The sequence below is a fragment of the Arthrobacter sp. 05T45 genome, assembly GCF_056395875.1.
Map to the genome: position 1 here is coordinate 13,998 of NZ_JBFTKI010000007.1, position 18,611 is coordinate 32,608.

Genomic DNA, 18,611 nt, shown 5'->3' on the forward strand with positions numbered 1-18,611 from the left:
ACCACTTCATGGCACGGCACAGCGACCGCAACCACACGGGCGGCCCAACCGGCATGAGGGTGCCGGAGGGCGCCCGCGTGCTGGTTGCCCGCAGCCCGGACCGCGCGGGGGAACTCGTCACGGCCCTCCGCCGTGTCGGCGCCGAGCCGTTGCTGCTCCCGCTGATTGACTTTGAGCAGGCCAGCGACCAGCACTCCCTCGACGTCGCCTTCGACGCCCTCGGCGCCGGGGCCTACACGTGGCTCGTGATCAGCAGCGTGACCACAGTCCAGGCACTTGAGGCGAAAGCCGCGGAACGCGGCGCCTCCCTCAGCAGCTGGCTGCCCGGCAGCATCCTCGTGGCCACGATCGGCCCGGCGACCCGCCGTGAGCTGGAGTCCCGGGGCATCAGCGTCGACCTTGCCCCCACGGGCCAGCAATCCGGCACGGGCCTGCTCGACATCTGGCCCGCGAACCAGGGCAGCGTGCTCCTGCCCCAGGCAGACATAGCGGACCCGCGGCTCCGCAAGGGCCTCGAGGCCCGCGGTGCGGCCGTCCAGGCCGTCACCGCGTACAACACCGTCGACTATCCTGCCGATCCGCGCCGGGCCCTGCCCGCATTCCCGCCGGCCCCGCCGCAGGCGACCTTGTCGCAGGGGATCAGTCCGGCCGGGCAGGACGCGCCGCCGCCCACCGTGCTCACCACGGCCGAGGCGAAAGCCGAAATCGGGGCCGGCCGGCTGCACGCCGTCGTCGCCGCCTCCCCGAGCGCCGCCCGCCGCATCCACGCGGACCTCACCCCGCTGGGCACCTGCCGTTTCGTCGCCATCGGACGCTCGACGGCGGCCGAGGCGGCCTCCCTCGGACTCAGCGTCGACGCCGTCGCCGAAGAGCCGACGGCGTCCGGCCTGGTTGCCGCCGTCGTGCGGTCCCTTGACCACCAGCAGCCCCCACCGCCTCCGTCAGCCGCAGAGCCCTCAGCAAAGGACACCATATGAGCTTCCCGACCCACCGCCCCCGCCGGCTCCGCACCACCCCGGCCATGCGCCGGCTGACGGCCGAACACCGGCTCTCAGCCTCGGAGCTCATCCTGCCGGCCTTCATCCGCGAAGGCCTGAGTGAGCCCAACCCGATCGCCTCGATGCCCGGCGTGCAGCAGCACACCACCGATTCGCTCAGGCGTGCCGCGGCCGAGGCTGTCCAGCTGGGCGTCGGCGGCATCATGCTGTTCGGCGTTCCCGCCGTCCGGGACGCGCGCGGGACGGCGTCGCTGGACCCCGACGGCGTGCTGAACAAGGCCATCCGGGACGTCCGCGCCGAGGTCGGCGACGACCTCGTGGTCATGAGCGACGTGTGCCTCGACGAATTCACCGACCACGGCCACTGCGGTGTCCTGGACGCCAACGGCTACGTCGACAACGATGCCACCCTGGAAATCTACGGCCAGATGGCGGTTGCCCAGGCCGACGCCGGCGCCCACGTCCTGGGCCCGTCGGGCATGATGGACGGCCAGGTCGCCGTGATCCGGCAGGCCCTCGAGGACGCCGGGCACGCCAACACCGCCATCGTGGCCTACGCCGCGAAATATGCCTCCGCGTTCTACGGTCCGTTCCGCGAGGCCGTCGACTCGCAGCTGACCGGCGACCGCCGCACCTACCAGATGGACGCCGCCAACCGCCGGGAGGCCATCCTCGAGGTGGACCTGGACCTGGCCGAAGGCGCCGACATGGTCATGGTGAAGCCTGCCATGAGCTACCTGGACATCCTCGCCGACGTCGCCGCCATGAGCCCGGTCCCCGTGGCCGCCTACCAGATTTCCGGCGAGTACTCGATGATCGAGGCCGCCGCCGCAAACGGCTGGATCGACCGCCGGGCCGCCATCACCGAGTCCGTCCTGGGCATCAAACGCGCCGGCGCCAACATGGTGCTGACCTACTGGGCGGGCGAGCTCGCCGGCTGGCTCAAGGAAACCCGATGAACACGGCCCCCGAATCCGCGGACGCCCCGCTCAATTCCACGCCCACCGCGCCGGTGGGGCCCAACCGCATCCTCCTGGGCCTGAACACCTTCGGCGACGTCGGGGTCTTCCCGGACGGCCATCCCGTCCCGCACGCCCAGGTGCTGCGCCAGCTCCTGGAACAGGCCGAACTCGCGGACCAGGTCGGCCTGCACGCCTTCGCGGTGGGGGAGCACCACCGCCGCGACTTCGCTGTCTCCGCCCCGGAGGTATTCCTGGCCGCGGCGGCTGCCCGGACCAAGAACATCCGGCTCGGCTCGGCCGTGACAGTGCTCAGCTCCGATGACCCGATACGGGTGTTCCAGCGCTTCGCCACCGTGGACGCCATCTCCGGCGGCCGGGCAGAGGTCATGCTGGGCCGCGGGTCCTTCATCGAGTCTTTCCCGCTGTTCGGCCTGGACCTGGCGGACTACGAGGTCCTCTTCGAGGAAAAGCTCGAGCTCTTCGACAAGGTCCGGGCGCAGAAACCGGTCCACTGGGAGGGACGCACCCGGCCGGCCATCAGCGGCCTGAGCGTCTATCCGCCGCTGGAACACCACCTTCTGCCGACGTGGATCGGCGTGGGCGGCACCCCCGAGTCGGTGCTGCGCTGTGCCGAGTACGGCTACCCGATCATCTTCGCGATCATCGGCGGCCAGCCGCGGTCGTTCGCGCCCCTCGCCAACCTCTACCGTGAGGCCATGGCCAAGTACGGGCACCCGATGCAGCAGATGGCCACGCATTCGCCCGGCCACGTTGCCGCCACGGATGAGGACGCCCGCGAGGAGTTCTTCCCGCACTGGCTACAGCAGCGGAACCGGATCGGGGCCGAACGCGGCTGGGGCCCCGCCAGCCGGGGCGAGTTCGACGCGATGTGTACGCCCGAGGGAGCCCTCTATGTCGGGTCGCCGGAAACCGTGGCCGCGAAGATTGCCCTGCTCAAAAAGAACCTGGGCGTGGACCGCTTTGACCTCAAGTACAGCAACGGCACCCTGCCGCACACGGCCATGATGCGCTCCATTGAGCTGTTCGGCACCGAAGTGGCGCCCCGCGTGGCCGCGTTGCTTAGCGCCAACTGAACTGGCCGCGAACAGACCTCGCCGCGAACTGAAAGAATAGAAACCATGACTTCCAGCATGCCTCGCAACGAGGAACTCTTTAACCGTGCCCGCCAGCTGATGCCGGGCGGCGTGAACTCGCCCGTGCGCGCCTTCGGCTCCGTGGGCGGGACGCCGCGGTTCATGGTGTCCGCCAAGGGTGCCTACCTGACCGACGCCGACGGTGCCGACTACGTCGACCTCGTCTGCTCCTGGGGCCCGGCGCTGCTGGGGCACGCCCACCCGGAGGTCCTGGCGGCCGTGCACGCCGCCGTCGACCGCGGTCTCTCCTTCGGTGCCTCCACGCCGGACGAGGCCAACCTTGCCGCAATCGTCAAGGAGCGCGTCCCGGCCGCCGAGCGCGTCCGGATGGTCTCCACCGGCACCGAGGCGACCATGACGGCCGTCCGGCTCGCCCGCGGCTTCACCGGCCGCAATCTGATCATCAAGTTCGCCGGCTGCTACCACGGCCACCTCGACGGCCTCCTCGCCGCCGCAGGCTCCGGCCTGGCGACCCTCGCGCTGCCCGGCTCGGCCGGGGTCACCGCCGCGACCGCCGCCGAGACGCTCGTGCTGCCCTACAACGACCTCGGCGCCGTCGAAGCCGCCTTCGCCAAGCACGGTGACAGCATTGCCGCCGTCATCACCGAAGCCGCTCCCGCCAACATGGGCGTGGTCGCCCCCGGCGACGGCTTCAACGCCGGCCTCTCCCGGATTACCCGCGAACACGGTGCCCTGCTGATCCTCGACGAGGTCCTGACCGGCTTCCGCACCGGCTACTCCGGCTACTGGGGCCTCACCGGCGGCGCCGCCGGTGCCGCCCAGCCGTGGACCCCGGACCTGCTGACATTTGGGAAGGTGATTGGCGGCGGCATGCCGACGGCGGCTCTCGCCGGACGCGCGGAGGTCATGGACTACCTGGCGCCGCTGGGCCCGGTCTACCAGGCCGGGACTCTGAGCGGTAACCCGGTGGCCATGGCCGCCGGGGTCGCGACCCTCACGCACGCCACCCCCGAGGTCTATTCGTTCGTGGATGCCCGCTCGCTGGAACTCTCCGCGGCGCTGTCCTCCGCACTCGATGCGGCCGGCGTGGACCACTCCATCCAGCGCGCAGGCAACCTGTTCTCCGTGGCCTTCGGCACGGGCGCCCGGGGTGTCCACAACTACGAGGACGCCCAGGGCCAGGAAGTGTACCGCTACGCCCCGTTCTTCCACTCCATGCTGGACTCCGGCGTCTACCTGCCGCCGTCGGTCTTCGAGGCCTGGTTCCTCTCCGCCGCGCACGACGACGCCGCGATGAACCGGATCTTCGACGCACTGCCAGCCGCGGCGAAGGCGGCGGCCGGCGCCAAGCCGTAGCCTCAGCCCTTAAATGACTGATGGCACCCGCCACTGCGGGTGCCATCAGTCATTTAAGCTGCCGTGACGCTGGAGCGAACTACAGAACGTCCGCGAGGAACCCCTGCAGCCGCTCGGTCCGCGGGCTGGTAAAGATCTGTTCCGGGGGACCGGACTCGACGACGACGCCGGCGTCCATGAACGTCACGGTGTCCGAGACATTGCGGGAGAAGCCCATCTCGTGGGTCACCACCACCATGGTCATGCCGCCCTTGGCGAGGTCGGCCATCAGCGCCAGCACACCCTTGACGAGCTCGGGGTCGAGGGCGGAGGTGGCCTCATCGAAGAACATCACCTCCGGCTTCATGGCCAGGGCGCGGGCAATGGCGACACGCTGCTGCTGGCCGCCGGAGAGGTTGGCAGGACGCGCGTCGGCCTTGTGTTTGAGCCCCACCAGGTCGAGCTGCTCGAGTGCCTCGGCCCGGGCCTGCTCCGCCGGCAGCTTGCGCAGCTTCCGCAGCGCCAGCGAGACGTTGTCCACCACGGTCTTGTGCGGGAACAGGTTGAACTGCTGGAACACCATGCCGATCCGCTGGCGCAGCTCGTCCGGGTTGTCCTTCAGGACCGAGCGGCCATCGAGCAGGATGTCGCCCTGGTCCGGTTCGATCAGACGGTTCATGACACGCAGCAGCGTCGATTTTCCTGAGCCGGAGGGCCCGATCACCGAGGCAGTGGTGCCCTTCTCGACATGAAGGTCGATGCCGCGGAGGACATGGTTCGTGCCGAAGGACAAGTGCAGGTTCTTGCCGGTCAGCGAGCCGGAGGCGAATTCGCTCATGGCTGTGCTCCCTTCCCGATCAAGGCCGCGGCGTCGTCAGGCTGACGCTTCTCCGGACGGCCGGTGCGCAGACGCTTGTCGATGTAGTTGACCAAGTGGGTGAGCGGAACGGTCAGGATGAGGTACATGAACGCGGCGGCAACCAGTGGCGAGAGGTTTCCCGTATTGGCGGCGGCGTCGTTACCGATCCGGAAGATCTCGCGCTGGCTGGCGATCAGGCCCAGCAGATAGATCAGGGACGAGTCCTTGATCAGCGCGATGAACTGGTTGACCAGGGCCGGGAGCACGCGCCGGACGCCCTGTGGAATCACCACGAGGCGCATAGACGAGCCATAGCTGAAGCCCAGGGCCCGGGACGCCTCCAGCTGGCCCTTTTCCACGCTCTGGATGCCCGAGCGGAAGATCTCGCCGATGTAGGCCGCCGCCATGAGCGTCAGGGCGAAGATGGCCAGCGGGAACGGGTTCGTGGATCCGGTCGCTACCCGGACTATGGGTCCGAGCCCGAGGCCGATGAGGAGGATGATGACAATAGCCGGAACGCCGCGGAAGATGTCCGTGTAGATCCGGGAGAGCCACCGCAGCGGCGTCAGGCGGGACGTGCCCATGACGGCCAGGACCATGCCCAGGATGCACCCGAGCACGCCCGAGGAAACCGCCAGGATCAGGGTGTTGGGCAGGCCGAACATAATCATGTTCGGCAGGACGGCTGCCATCGCCTCCCAGTCAAAGAAGGTCTTTACGAGTTGATCGAGTGCATCCATGGACTAGGACTTCGGAACGGTGACAGCCTTGGAGCCCGGGGACCACGTGGCCGGGGTCTCGCGGTCCGGGTACCATTCCTTGGTCAGCTTGGACCAGGTGCCGTCGGCAATCACGGCGTCGAGGCCGGAGTTCAGCGCGTCGATGAGCGGCTGGTTTTCCTTGTTCACGGCGTACGCGGTGAAGTTCTGGGTGTTTACAACCGACTCGGCGATGACCGTGCCGTCGCCTTCCTTGACCTGGCCGGTAGCCTGCTGGGACGGAGCGACCCAGGCGTCGACCTGGCCGTTCTTCAAGTTGGCATACGCGGTGTTGTAGTCCTCGAAGCGGACGGGCTCGATTTGGAGGGTGTTGGTGACGTAGTCATCCTGCACCGTGCCCTGGACCACGGCGATGCGGGTGTCCTTGGTCAGGTCCTTGAACCCCTTGATGTTGGAGTCCTTCTTGGCGACCACGGCCATGTAGCCGAAGTCGTAACCGTTGGTGAAACCCACGGTCTTGCGGCGCGCGTCAGTGGTGGAGATCGAGGAGGACCCGAGGTCGAACTGCTTGTTCTGAACCTGGGCGAGCAGCGAGGCGAAGCCGGTCGCCTTGAACTCCACCTTGAGGCCCAGCTTGTCCGCAATGGCGCGCAGGAGCTCGTTGTCGTAGCCGGTGAACTTGCCCGACTTGTCGATGTAGATGTTCGGCGGGGCGTCCGAAAGGGTGCCCACAGTCAGGGTTCCGTCGCTGATCAGGCCGAGCTTTGACTTGTCAATCTGGTCCAGGGGAGTGACGTCCTTGGTCGTGTATTTGTCCAGGGACTTCTGGTCGCTGCCCTGGAGGGCATCCGTCGGTGACGCCGTTGACTGGGCCGAACCGCCGCCGCAGGCTGCAAGGGAAACCGCCACGGCGATGGCCACGGGAACGGTGGTCAGCCACTTCAAGGCTTTGCTTTTCATCACGCAATCACTTTCGTCTGAAATTCAGTGGGTCGCGGGAGGCTCATCGGGCCCCCGGCCGCTGGCTTGGGCGCCGGGTGGAGCAGACACGCCGCGAAAGATAATTGTGTCATCCGACGTGGGCGCCCATTCAATCCGAACAAATCAGAGATGATGTGTGCGTTCTGCGAACTATCTTCGGGATCGTGCGTGATCGGCGCTGATCCTGATAGTGCTGGCGGGGTGGCGCGGAATCATCGGCGCCGGAGCGGGCGGCAAGTGGAAGCCCCGGGCCGTGTGACCTCCGTCGCAATCACTGGATTTGCGCGCAGCGGGGGACTAGTTAAGCCGTTCCGCCGGCGAACGTTTCGTTTTAAGAAGTGCTCCCGCGCCGGGGCCCAGCGTCCGGAATCCCAGCGTCCGGAAATCCTAGAAGTCGCCCCGGCTGGCGTCCTCGGGAGGCAGGACGGGCCAGTCGCCTTCGATCACGGCGGCCGGCTTCGTCTTGCGCAGGTAGCTTTGGAAGTCCGCGGCCTGGGCAGAGGCCCATTCGACCTGGAGCTGGTGCAGGTTGCCCGCCGGCATCCTGAGCTTTGGGAATTTTCCGGCCATGGCATCGAGCATCCGAAGGGTTGCCAGGGCATCGGCCGCGGAGGTATGCGCGTTGTCCAGATTGACGCCGTACTCCTCGCACAAGGCGGTGAGCGTGCGCTTGCCCTTGCGGTAGCGGTCCACCTGTTTGTTCATGACGTACGGATCCAGCACGGGGAAGCGGCTCAACTGAGGGACGCCGTAGCGGGCAGACTCGGCGGCGAGCACCGTGAAGTCGTAGCTGGCGTTGAAGGCGATGACCGGCACACCCGTGTCGAAAAGCTCCTGGAGCACGGCGGCGACCTCCCGCGTCACTTCCGCGGCGGGGCGGCCTTCGCTGCGGGCCTTCTCGGTGGTGACGCCGTGGATGTCGCTGGCCTCGGTGGGAATCTCAACCCCGGGGTCCGCGAGCCACTCGTGTTCCTGGACAATCCCGCCGTCGGAGTCCACCACGGTGATGGATGCTGTGACAATCCGCGCCGCGCGGGAGTTCCGCCCGGTGGTTTCGAGGTCGAAGGCTGCGCGGGGGAGGGTGTTCCAAGTGCTCATGCTTCAACGCTACCTGCTGCCACTGACAGTTCCTGACCGGGGTGGCGGCGTGCCGCCTCCGCCTGCCGTCCCGGCGCTGTTCCGGAGTCCGGAACGGCTAGGCTGGACCGATGCGGACGGAGTATGTGGAGGCGGTGCTGGAGCTCGTGGCGTTGATCCCGGCCGGCACGGCGGTGGCCTACGGCGACGTTGCGGAACTCCTCGGCGCCGGCGGCCCGCGCCAGGTCGGATCGGTCATGAGCCACTATGGCAGCAGCGTGCCCTGGTGGCGTGTCCTGAAATCCAGCGGAGACGCCCCGCCCGGCCTGGAGCACGAGGCATTGGGCCTTTATCTGCAGGAGGGGACGCCGCTTCTGGGCCGCTACGAGGACTTCCGCCGGACCGGCGAGGGGCGCTGGCGTGTTGACCTGGCCTCCGGCCGGTGGACGCCCACCGACGCCGATTTCGACCGGATCGATGCCATCGCGGAGCGGCTCGAGCGGGAGTCGCATAAATTGTCGGTACCCGATGATGAAATGACTGTGTGAGTACCCCCAGCCACCTTGAACCAAGCCTGCAGCGGTCCGGGTCCCGTCCCCTTCCCGGGGCGGGGCGCGCAACGGGAGCGGGGCTGCGCCTGTTGCCGCCCCGGACCCAGCACAGCGCGGTGCCGGTGCTGTCACCGGACCAGCTTGCCGCCGTCGAGGTCCCGCCCGGCTCCGGCCCCGTCCTGGTGCCCGGCGCGCCCGGCACCGGCAAGTCGACGGTCCTTGTCGAGGCTGCCGTCCGCCGCACCCTGCGCGATGGTCTGGATCCGGAGCGGATGCTCATCCTGGCTCCCGGGCGGCTCGCCGCGGATACGCTCCGCGACCGGTTCACGGCCCGCCTGGACCGGAGCCTGAGCACGACGCCGGCACGGACCTGGGCGTCATATGCCTTCGATCTGATCCGCCGTGCCAAGGCCGAAGGCCTCCTGCCGCTTCCGCGCCAGCCGAAGCTGCTCTCCGGCCCGGAACAGGACCTGATCATCAAGGAACTGCTGGAGGGCCATGCGCTGCCCGGCCTCGAGCTGCCCTGGCCCGAGGACCTGGGTGCCGCTCTGCAGACCCGCGGTTTCCGGCAGGAAGTGCGCCAGCTCTTTGACCGGATCATCGAATCCGGGCGGACCGCCGAGGACCTTGTGGCCTTGGCCCGGCAGTGCAACCGGCCGGACTGGATTCCGGCGGCCGCCCTGTACTCCGAATACCGCGATGTCCTGGACCTGCGCATGCCCGAGGCCTTCGACCCCGCCGGCATCATCACTGCCGCGCGCCAGATCTTCCAGGACTCACCCGATTTCCTCGCCGCCGAACGCGACCGCCTGCAGCTGATTCTCGTGGATGACATCCAGGAGGCGAACCCGGCGGTCTTCGAATTGCTTGCCGACATCGCCGCCGGCAAGGATGCCATCATCACCGCCTCGCCGGACACCGTGGTTCAGGGCTTCCGCGGGGCACGCCCCGATCTCGTGGCGGAGCTTCCCGGCCTCCTGGCACCTGACGGGACGATCCTGGAACGGCCCCTGTGGACGGCGCATCGGCAGGACCCGGCAGTGGCGGAGGCATGGCTGTCAGTGGCCGGGCGCATCTCCCGCAGGTCCGGCGGGCAGTCCGCCCGCCGGCTCGAACAGCCCGGGCCGGTGCCGGCGCCGGACGGGCAACCAGTCCCGACACCGGACAGAGCCGCCGGCGCCCGCGCGGGGACGGTCGAGGCCCACCTGCTGCCCTCCCCGGTCCACGAGCTGCGGTATGTGGCCCAGCGGATCCTCGAAGCCCAGCTGAACGACGCCCGGGAACTCGGGGACATCGCCGTGATCGTGCGCAACGGCGGCCAGCTCAGCCAGTTGCAGCGGTACCTGGCCGGCCAGGGGATCCCGGTCCGGATTCCCGTCGCCGAATCCGCCGTCCGGGACGAGGTGGCGGTCCGTCCGCTTCTCGATGCCTATGCGGTGGCCCTGGACCCTGCCGTGCTCACACCCGAGTCAGCGGTGTCCTTGCTGACGTCCCGGATAGGCGGCGCCACCGCGATTGAACTGCGGAGGCTGCGGCAGTCGCTGCGCCGGGAGGAACTCCTGGGCGGCGGCGGGCGCACCAGCGACGCGCTCCTGGTCGAAGCCCTGCTGGAGCCGGGAGCGCTCGCAACGCTGGGCATCGAGGGGCACTCGGCCCGCCGGATTGCCCGGATGATCGCAGCGGGCCGGGACGCCGCCGGTGCCCCCGGAGGCAACGCCGAGACGGTGCTCTGGGCGCTCTGGCATTCCACCGGCCTGGCCTCCCGCTGGACCGACGCCGCCCTCGCCGGAGGCTCAGCCGGTGCCCGGGCCGACCGTGACCTTGATGCCATGATGGCGCTGTTCCATACCGCGGAACGCTTTGTGGACCAGCTGCCGGGTTCCGGCCCGGAGCAGTTCCTTGAATACCTGCTCAGCCAGGAACTTCCCATGGATACCCTGGCCGCCCGGGCGCAGCTGGAAGACGCGGTGGAGCTCATGACCCCTGCCAGCGCGGCCGGCCGCGAATGGCCGGTGGTCATTGTGCCCGGACTTCAGGAAGGCGTGTGGCCCAACACCCGGTTGCGCGGCGAGCTGCTCGGCAGCACGTTGTTGGCCGACGCCGTCGAACACGGCGTGGAGTATGCCCTGCGACTGGATCCGCAGAGCCGGCTGCGCGAAATACGCTATGACGAGCTCCGGAGCTTTTCCACGGCAGTCTCCCGCGCCCGGGAGGTGCTGATCTGCACGGCGGTGTCCTCGGAGGACGAGCAGCCGTCCTCGTTCCTGGACTATGTGGCGCCGTTGCGGCCCGGGCAGGACCGCCGGGGCTTTACCCCGGTCGAGCGTCCGCTGACCCTCCGGGCGCTGGTCGCGGAACTGCGGCAGTACGCCCAGCTCGACCCGAGGGCGGCCGAATCGGCGGAAGCCGCGGCCGTCCTGGGGGGCCTGGCCACGGCCCAGCCGCCGGTTCCGGGCGCGCACCCCGCGAGCTGGTGGGGGCTGGCGGAGTTGTCCTCGGAGGAGGCGGTGGTTCCGCCGGGCGGTACCGTGTTCGTGTCGCCCTCGAAGGTCGAAACCGTGCAGAAATCTCCGCTGGACTGGTTTATCCAAGCCGCAGGCGGTGAAGCCGCCACCGATTTTGCCCGCAGCCTCGGAACGCTGGTCCACGCCATTGCGCAGGACCTCCCGGACGCCTCGGGAAGCGAGTATGTCGCCGAACTCGTCCGGCGCTGGCCCACGCTGGGGATGAAGGACAACTGGGAAGGCAAACTGGACTTCCAGCGAGCCGAGTCCATGGTCCGCAAGCTCGCCCAGTATGTCCTCGTGATGCGCAGCGAGGGCCGGAGCCTGATCGGCGTCGAACAGGACTTTGAGGTGAAGCTGCCGGACGTTCCGGCGGAGGCCGCTTCCACACACGCCGGATCCGATCCGGGCGAGGGCGGAAGCGCCGGTCCTGCGCGGCCCGCCGTGCTCAGGGGCCAGGTCGACCGGCTGGAGATCGACGGCGAGGGCCGGCTGGTGATCATCGACCTCAAGACCGGCAAACGCCAGCCCGGCAAAGCGGATCTGGACCGGCACCCGCAGCTCGGTGCCTACCAGGCCGCCGTGCTGGCCGGCGGCTTCGCGGGTCCCGACGACGGTCCGCCGCCGCTGCCGGGCGGCGCCGTCCTGGCCCAGCTGGGCACCACCACCAAGAGCCCCGGCATCCAGGCCCAGGCACCGCTGGATCCGCAGGACAACTGGGCACTGGAGATGGTCGGCGACGCCGCCCGCGTGATGTCCGGCAGCGTTTTCCAGGCCCGCCACGATCCGTCCAAGGGAGGCCACGGCGGCCACGGCTGCCGGCTTCCTGAAGTGTGCCCGCTGTGCGTGCGGGGAAAGCAGGTTACTGAATGAGCCCCGAGGCGCCGGCAAGCGGCCCGACCGACCCGCATCCGGCACCGGCTCCCCTCCCCGAGCCCCTTCCTGAGCCGCGGTTCAGCCCGGAAGAGCTGTCGGCACTGCTGGGGGAGGGGAACAGCCCCACGGCCGAACAGTCCCTGATCATTTCCTCGCCCCTCACGCCGCGGCTCGTGATCGCCGGGGCGGGCTCGGGGAAGACCGCCACCATGGCGGACCGGGTAGTGTGGCTCGTCGCCAACGGCTGGGTCCGGCCGGAGGAAGTCCTCGGCGTCACCTTCACCCGCAAGGCCGCCGGTGAACTCGCCTCGCGGATCCGGGCCAAGCTGGCCGCGCTGGCGCGCATCGCGGCGGCCGACACCGGGAACACGCTCTTCCCTGCCGGGCTGCTGAGCGCGGATGCGCTCGAACCCAAGGTCTCGACATACCACTCGTATGCGAGCGGCATTGTGTCCGACTACGGTCTCCGCCTCGGCGTCGAACGCGACGTCGTGCTGCTCGGCGGCGCCCAGTCGTTCCAGCTCGCCAGCGAGGTGGTGGAAGCCTTTGACGGGGACTACGAACACTTCCGGTCCGCCAAATCAACGCTCGTCAAGGCCGTGATCCAGCTGGCGGGAGAGTGCTCCGAGCATTTGCAGGACCCGGCCCAGGTCCGCGGCTGGCTCTTGGAGCGGGTCGCCGCGTTCGAGTCGCTCCCGTATGTCGCAGAAGCCAAGAAGAACCCCACCCAGGCTGCGGGCGAGCTCAGCGCGATGCTTCGCACGCGGGCCAGCGTCGCGGACATGGTGGGCCGCTATTCCGAGGCGAAGCGCGCCCGCGGCGCCCTGGACTTCGGTGACCTGGTGGCCCTGGCGGCGCGGGTGGCCAGTGAGATTCCGGTCGCCGCCCAAACAGAGCGCCAGCGTTACAAGGTGGTGCTTCTCGATGAGTTCCAGGACACCTCGCACGCCCAGTTGGTGCTGTTCTCCCGGCTCTTCGGCGACGGCCATGCGGTTACCGCGGTGGGGGATCCGAACCAGTCCATCTACGGATTTCGGGGAGCGTCCGCCGGGCAACTCTTCCATTTCGTCCGCGAATTCCCGATCCTCGTCAGCAGCGAAGTCACCGGCACCGCCCACGGCGGCGAGGGGGATCGGGGCAGCGGGCAGGCCCGGCGCTTTGCCGTGGCGCCCACCTCCTACTTGACTACAGCGTGGCGCAACGGACGCAACATCCTGGCCACGGCCAACCTCATTTCGGCGCCGCTGAGCAAAGCGGCGGCGAACCTCGGGGCCGCCGGGGCCCGGGAAAGCGCCGACGCCGTCGAGGTCCCGCCACTGCAGCCCAGCCCGGCCGCGGTGGACGGCAGGGTGGTGATGGGACGGTTCGCCACGGACGAAGCCGAGGCCGCGGCGATCGCAGGCGACGTGCTGAAATTTCGCGTGACAGACTTCGACGCCGCGCACTCCGCCGACCCGGTTCCGCCGGCCATGGCTGTCCTGTGCCGGCGCCGGGCACAGATGGAATGCATTCGCCGCGAGTTCGAAGTCCGGGGTATTCCCTATGAAATCGTTGGGCTCGGCGGGCTGTTGGACACGCCGGAAATCATCGATCTTGTCGCTACGCTCCGGGTCCTGGCCGACCCGGGCCGCTCGGACTCCCTCATGCGCCTGCTGGCCGGCGCGCGGTGGCGGATCGGCCCGGCGGACCTGATGGCCCTGCGGGACTGGTCGAGTTTCCTGGCCCGCCGTCGGGGTCGCCCCGGCGGCCTGGAGGCCGGCGACGCCGGACAGGGTGCCGAGGATGACGGGCGTGCCGCCGAGGACGCGCTGGATGACGCTGTGATCGAAGGCGACATCACGGACGCCGCCAGCCTGGTCGAGGCCCTGGACTGGCTGCCCCGCGACGGCTGGACCTCGGCGCACGGACGCAGACTGAGCCCGGAGGCCCGGGACCGTCTGCAGCGGCTCTCGGACGAGCTCCGGCAGTTGCGCAGCTACATGGGGGACGACCTCACCACTTTGCTCGGGGAGGTCGAACGGGCGATGCTCCTGGACATCGAAGTTGCGGCCCGGCCCGGGATCAGCATCCATCAGGCCCGCCGCAACCTGGACGCCTTCCAGGACGCGGCGGCCGGGTTCCTGCACACCTCCCAGCGGGTAGATGTCCTGGCGTTCCTCGCATGGCTGGAAGCTGCGGCGGCCGAGGAAAACGGTCTGGATGCCGCAGCGCCGGAGGTGAACCACGAAGCCGTCCAGCTGCTGACCGTGCATGCCTCCAAGGGGCTGGAATGGGATGTCGTGTTCGTTCCCGGGCTCAATTCCGGGGCGTTCCCCAGCAGCCGCGACTCGCGGTGGAGCAGCGGCAGTGCGGCACTGCCGTGGCCGTTGCGCGGCGATCGCACCGATTTGCCCCAGTGGGACCTGGACCAGCCGGACCAAAAAGGCTGGCTTGACGCCGAGAAGGAGTTCAAGTCGGCCGTCCAGGCGCACGGCGAGGCCGAGGAACGGCGCCTGGCCTACGTGGCGTACACCCGTGCCAAACACGTGCTCTGGCTATCGAGTGCCGCGTGGGTGGGGTCCCGGGCCGGTTTGGCGGAGATGTCTCCCTTCCTTGCCGGGCTCGAGGGCCTCACCGCCGACGGCGCGGCCGAAATCCATCCGCTGTCCGTCAGCGAGGACGCGCTGCCGGCCGAAAGCCCCCTGACCTCTGAACTCGAAGTCGCCGCCTGGCCCTATGATCCGCTGGAGGGCCCGCATGACCCCCGGACGGGAAAACGGCTACGGCTTGTCCCGGGCCGGCGGGCGGCCATGGAATCCGCAGCGGCCCGTGTCCTGCAGGCAATGGCATCCGGCCCGGATGGCGCGGACGCCGGAAAACGTCCCATCCTGCGCGGTCCCGCCGCCGGGTGGGCGCAGGAGGCGGCCACTTTGCTGGAACGCCGCTCCCGGCGTTCGGTGGTCCAGGATGTGCATCTGCCCGGGCACATCTCGGCGTCGACTCTCGTGGACCTGGAAGATGACCCAGGCTCCGTTGTGGCCCGCCTGCGCAGGCCGATCCCGCGCGAACCGGGGATGTCGGCGCGCAAGGGCACGGCCTTCCACGCCTGGGTGGAGGAATACTTCGGCGCCGCCGGGATGCTGGACCTGGGTGAGGCAGCCGGCGCTGACGACCACATCGACGAGGCCTACGGCCTGGATTCCATGGTGGAGACTTTCCGTCAGTCCGAGTGGGCCCACCGCGCCCCCGCCCACGTCGAGGTCCCGGTCGAGACACGGATCGGCGACGTCGTGGTCCGGGGCAGGATCGACGCCGTGTTCCGCGACGCCGACGGCCGCTGGGATCTTGTGGACTGGAAGACCGGCCGCCGCCCCTCGGCGGCCCAACTGAAGGTCAAGGCAGTCCAGCTCGCCGTCTACCGGCTGGCCTGGGCCCGGCTCAAGGGGGTCCCGTTGGAGGACGTCCGGGCCGCTTTCTATTACGTGGCCGACAACCAGGTGGTCCGCCCCCATGACCTCGGATCAGCGGAAAAGCTTGAGGAAATCGTGTCGGCGGCGCTAGGGAGGACAGCGACGCACAGCGGCGCCTAGCGGATGTCAGCCGGCCGGAGAAAGCCCGCCGAACGATCCGGGCGGGGCAGTACACCTGAACCGGCCGGCAGCCGGCGCTAGCGGGACGCGGAGTCGACCACCGTGATCGCGGCGGTTGACGTGTTGTCACCGGACCCGGGCTGGACGACGGCGATCGATTGCGTCGATGTGTCGGTACCGGCTGGAACCGCGGCCCCGGCGTCGCTGTCACCGGCCTCACTGACCTTCCCGGAGTCCGGGTCGGGGGCCGCCGCCTGCGGGGCGCCGTCCAGCGCGGCATCAGCGCTGGAGGGCTCGGAGGACTTGGCGGCGCCGGGGATTGCGGTGATGTCGGCGGACGCACCTGCGGCCTTACCGGCGCCCGGCTCGGCGCTTGCCTGGTCGCCTGCTTCAGCGGCTGCGGCTGCGGCTGCGGTTGTGTCTGCGATGGGCTGGGGGACAGCCGCCGGTTCGTCAGCCCCCGTTTCGCGGGGGATAGGCGTGACGTGCACAGCGGGCCTGGCACTGATGCCGGCAGTGGCATCATCAGCCGGAGCGCTGCCCGTGACCGGCTCCATAGGCAGCAGCGTGACCTTGCTGACGGCGGGCGCCGTCCCGTTGGCCGCTGGGGCCGGCGCGGCCGGGACCGTCGGCGCATCGACATGAGCACCGGCGTCGGCAATGGCTTGTTCGGTGCCGGGTTCGGGTGCCGCGACCGGCTGCGGCAGCGGTTCCACGCTGATCGGCTGGCCGCCGTGTTCGGCCACGTCCTCGGCCAGTGTGGCGAGCATGGATTCCGCCTCGTCGATCATTTCCTGGTTGCCGGCGGCCATGCCCTTGACCAGATACTGCGCCAGGGCGAATTCGGCGGAGAGCGCGGCCCGCCGCAACAGGTGCGCATCGGGCGCGTCGCGCCGGCTGGAGGTGTAGTGATCCAGGACCGCATTCACAAAGTCCTGTTCGTTGGAGGCGACCAGCCAGGCCATGTCGTCCGCCGGGTCACCGATGCGCAGGTCGGTCCAGCCTGTCACTGCGGTCACACGCTCACCCTCGACCAGCAGGTTGTCCTCGTGGAGGTCGCCGTGAACGACGCAGGGATTGAAGCGCCAGAGCGAGACGTCTTCCATGGCGTGTTCCCAGCGCCGCAGCAGCAGCGGCGGGATTTTTCCGGTCGTGGCCGCCTGGTCCAGTTCATTGAGGCGCCGCTGGCGGAATTCGTTGGGCGTGTAGCTGGGCAGATCGGCGTTGCTCACGATTGACCGTGGGAGGTCATGGATCGCGGCCAGGGCCGCCCCGATTTCGCGGGCCAGCGCGGGAGAGCCGTTGCTGAGCTCGTCCAGGGAGCGGGTGGCGCCGGCCAGGTGCGAATAGACAAACGTGCTGAGCTGGCCTTGCCGGACCGTTCCCGCCACTGTGGGCATGAGGAACGGGAGCTCGGCCCGGATGCCGGGAGCGAACGCACGCAGCACCAGGAATTCGGTTTCCAGCCGGGCGCTCGCTTCGGCATGCCGGGGGGAGCGGACGCGCCAACGCTTGCCCTCAGAGTCCAGCAGGAGGGCCGCGTCGAAGTCCGCCGGATCGTCGGGCGCAGAGCTGACGGCGGTCGGGGTCAGGCCGGGTACCGCCGCCGTTGCTACAGCTGCCAGTTCGATTGGTTTCCTTCTCACCCTTCCACGGTAGATTGAGCGGCGCCCAAGTCGGCGATGCACTCCGGCGAGTCTTGAGATCGGGGACAAATCGGAGGGAAATAGGCGCTGAATCCGGGGCAGGCGGCTTGTCCCGCACATGCTGTGGAGCGCCCGGCGGCATGGTCGGCAAATGTCAATTGTCTGCCCGAGTCAGTACGGTGGGTGTATGAGTCTTGCGGAGTCAGCGGCATCTTCATCGGCATCACAGCAAACACCCTCCGAATCCCCGGCATCCGACGGTGCGGCGCCGCCGCTGCATCTCCTGCCGGCAAACCACCTCATGGAGACGGTCCTTCCCGTGCGCCCGGCCCTGATCGACCGCGGATCCGCCGCGCGGGTGAAACCCGGAATGCTCGCGGAGCTGGTCGGTTCAGGCGCGGCGCAGGCCGTGGTGCTCTCCGGCAGGCAGGCCCTCGTCAGCGGCAACAGCCTCGTGCTCCTCAACGCGGCCGAGCTCTCCGGGCACCTGGCCAACACCCCGTACGCTCCCGAACACGTGATTTACCTCGGTTCCGCCCTGGCCGGTTCGGACCTCGACGCCGGCACCGAGCTTGTCCTCTTTGTCCTCCCGCTTCAGTTCGAAGTCCAGGCCGAGGAATTCGAGGCTCACGTGGCCGGCGTTCCGAGCGATGCGCAGTGGGTGGGTTTCCGCGAAGTCGCGGCACGCCTGAACGCCACGGACACTGCGCTGTTCATCGAAGCCAGCGCCATCGCCAACTGGCATTCCACCCACACTCACTGCCCGCGCTGCGGCACTCCCACGCAGCCGGAAGCCGGTGGCTGGGTCCGGCGCTGCCCGGCCGATAACTCCGAGCACTTCCCCCGGACGGATCCGGCCATCATCGTCACCGTGGTGGGCCCCGACGGGAGACTGCTGTTGGGCGGAGGCGGCCCACTCGACGCCCGGAACTATTCGACCCTCGCCGGCTTCGTCGAACCGGGGGAGTCGCTCGAACAGGCCGTGCAGCGCGAAATCAGCGAGGAAGTCGGGGTCCGCGTCACCGCGTCCCAGTACCTTGGATCGCAGTCCTGGCCGTTTCCCGCCTCCCTAATGCTCGGCTTCACGGCCACCACGCCGGACACCGAAGCCCGGCCCGACGGCGTCGAGGTCACCAGGGCACGGTGGTTCAGCCGGAGCGAACTGCAGGACGCCGTCCTCAGCGGCGAGATCGTCATTTCCAGCAGGCTCTCCATCGCCCGGTCCCTTATTGAACACTGGTACGGCGGCATCATTCAGGACGCCGCGGACAGCGCCTGACACTGCCCCATACAGGCTGACACCGCCTGCCCCTATCCGCAGGACACCGACTACCGACTGAGCAGCAAAAGTGACCACAGAGAAATTGAACTTCAGCACCATCCCCGGCGGGGAACCGTCGGGCGGCACGACGTCGGGCG

12 protein-coding genes and 1 pseudogene are annotated in these 18,611 nt (G+C 69.0%); 8 read left to right on the top strand and 5 right to left on the bottom strand.

The window, feature by feature from the left end; genetic code table 11:
* The first annotated feature begins 8 nt into the window (after window positions 1-8).
* The 4 genes from AC1DGD_RS09605 to hemL are packed head-to-tail and all read left to right on the top strand — an operon-like array spanning window position 9 to window position 4,431.
* Window positions 9-977, top strand: a complete 969-nt coding sequence (locus tag AC1DGD_RS09605) for a uroporphyrinogen-III synthase (protein WP_476856656.1) — start codon at window positions 9-11, stop codon at window positions 975-977.
* A complete protein-coding gene (gene hemB, locus AC1DGD_RS09610) occupies window positions 974-1,957 on the top strand; it encodes a porphobilinogen synthase (protein WP_476856657.1) in 984 nt (327 codons plus the stop codon). Before AC1DGD_RS09605 ends, hemB begins: the two co-directional genes overlap by 4 nt.
* Window positions 1,954-3,054 (top strand): LLM class flavin-dependent oxidoreductase, encoded by a 1,101-nt coding sequence (locus tag AC1DGD_RS09615; protein WP_476856658.1) that lies wholly within the window; start codon window positions 1,954-1,956, stop codon window positions 3,052-3,054. Before hemB ends, AC1DGD_RS09615 begins: the two co-directional genes overlap by 4 nt.
* Before the next feature lie 45 nt (window positions 3,055-3,099).
* Entirely contained in the window at window positions 3,100-4,431 is a 1,332-nt protein-coding gene (gene hemL / locus AC1DGD_RS09620; protein WP_476856659.1) for a glutamate-1-semialdehyde 2,1-aminomutase, read from the top strand.
* A gap of 79 nt (window positions 4,432-4,510) precedes the next feature.
* On the opposite strand, the gene AC1DGD_RS09625 is transcribed toward hemL, so the two are convergent.
* The 4 genes from AC1DGD_RS09625 to AC1DGD_RS09640 form a co-directional block, all read right to left on the bottom strand.
* A complete protein-coding gene (locus AC1DGD_RS09625; protein WP_028277189.1) occupies window positions 4,511-5,248 on the bottom strand; it encodes an amino acid ABC transporter ATP-binding protein in 738 nt (245 codons plus the stop codon).
* Window positions 5,245-6,009: an amino acid ABC transporter permease gene (locus AC1DGD_RS09630; protein ID WP_028277188.1), complete on the bottom strand. Its 765-nt coding sequence runs from the start codon at window positions 6,007-6,009 to the stop codon at window positions 5,245-5,247. The genes AC1DGD_RS09625 and AC1DGD_RS09630 overlap by 4 nt, the downstream gene beginning before the upstream one ends.
* Before the next feature lie 3 nt (window positions 6,010-6,012).
* Window positions 6,013-6,948 (bottom strand): ABC transporter substrate-binding protein, encoded by a 936-nt coding sequence (locus AC1DGD_RS09635; protein ID WP_223913927.1) that lies wholly within the window; start codon window positions 6,946-6,948, stop codon window positions 6,013-6,015.
* Window positions 6,949-7,356: 408 nt separating this feature from the next.
* Window positions 7,357-8,067: a 3'-5' exonuclease gene (locus AC1DGD_RS09640; protein ID WP_028277186.1), complete on the bottom strand. Its 711-nt coding sequence runs from the start codon at window positions 8,065-8,067 to the stop codon at window positions 7,357-7,359.
* A 110-nt stretch (window positions 8,068-8,177) separates the two neighbouring features.
* On the opposite strand from AC1DGD_RS09640, the gene AC1DGD_RS09645 reads away from it, so the two are divergent.
* From AC1DGD_RS09645 to AC1DGD_RS09655, 3 genes are read left to right on the top strand one after another with little or no spacing between them, the layout of a single operon-like run.
* Window positions 8,178-8,594, top strand: a complete 417-nt coding sequence (locus tag AC1DGD_RS09645; RefSeq protein ID WP_476856660.1) for an MGMT family protein — start codon at window positions 8,178-8,180, stop codon at window positions 8,592-8,594.
* 26 nt (window positions 8,595-8,620) lie between these two features.
* A complete protein-coding gene (locus AC1DGD_RS09650; RefSeq protein WP_476856726.1) occupies window positions 8,621-11,974 on the top strand; it encodes an ATP-dependent helicase in 3,354 nt (1,117 codons plus the stop codon).
* Window positions 11,971-15,546, top strand: a complete 3,576-nt coding sequence (locus AC1DGD_RS09655) for an ATP-dependent helicase (RefSeq protein ID WP_476856661.1) — start codon at window positions 11,971-11,973, stop codon at window positions 15,544-15,546. The genes AC1DGD_RS09650 and AC1DGD_RS09655 overlap by 4 nt, the downstream gene beginning before the upstream one ends.
* A 377-nt stretch (window positions 15,547-15,923) precedes the next feature.
* On the opposite strand, the pseudogene AC1DGD_RS09660 reads toward AC1DGD_RS09655, so the two are convergent.
* Window positions 15,924-17,192: pseudogene (locus AC1DGD_RS09660) on the bottom strand (macrolide 2'-phosphotransferase); the annotation flags it as partial.
* Between the two features lie 187 nt (window positions 17,193-17,379).
* On the opposite strand from AC1DGD_RS09660, the gene nudC reads away from it, so the two are divergent.
* Window positions 17,380-18,471 carry an NAD(+) diphosphatase gene (nudC, locus tag AC1DGD_RS09665; protein ID WP_476856662.1) on the top strand — a complete coding sequence of 364 codons (1,092 nt, stop codon included), beginning with the start codon at window positions 17,380-17,382 and terminating at the stop codon, window positions 18,469-18,471.
* The last annotated feature ends 140 nt before the right edge of the window (window positions 18,472-18,611 follow it).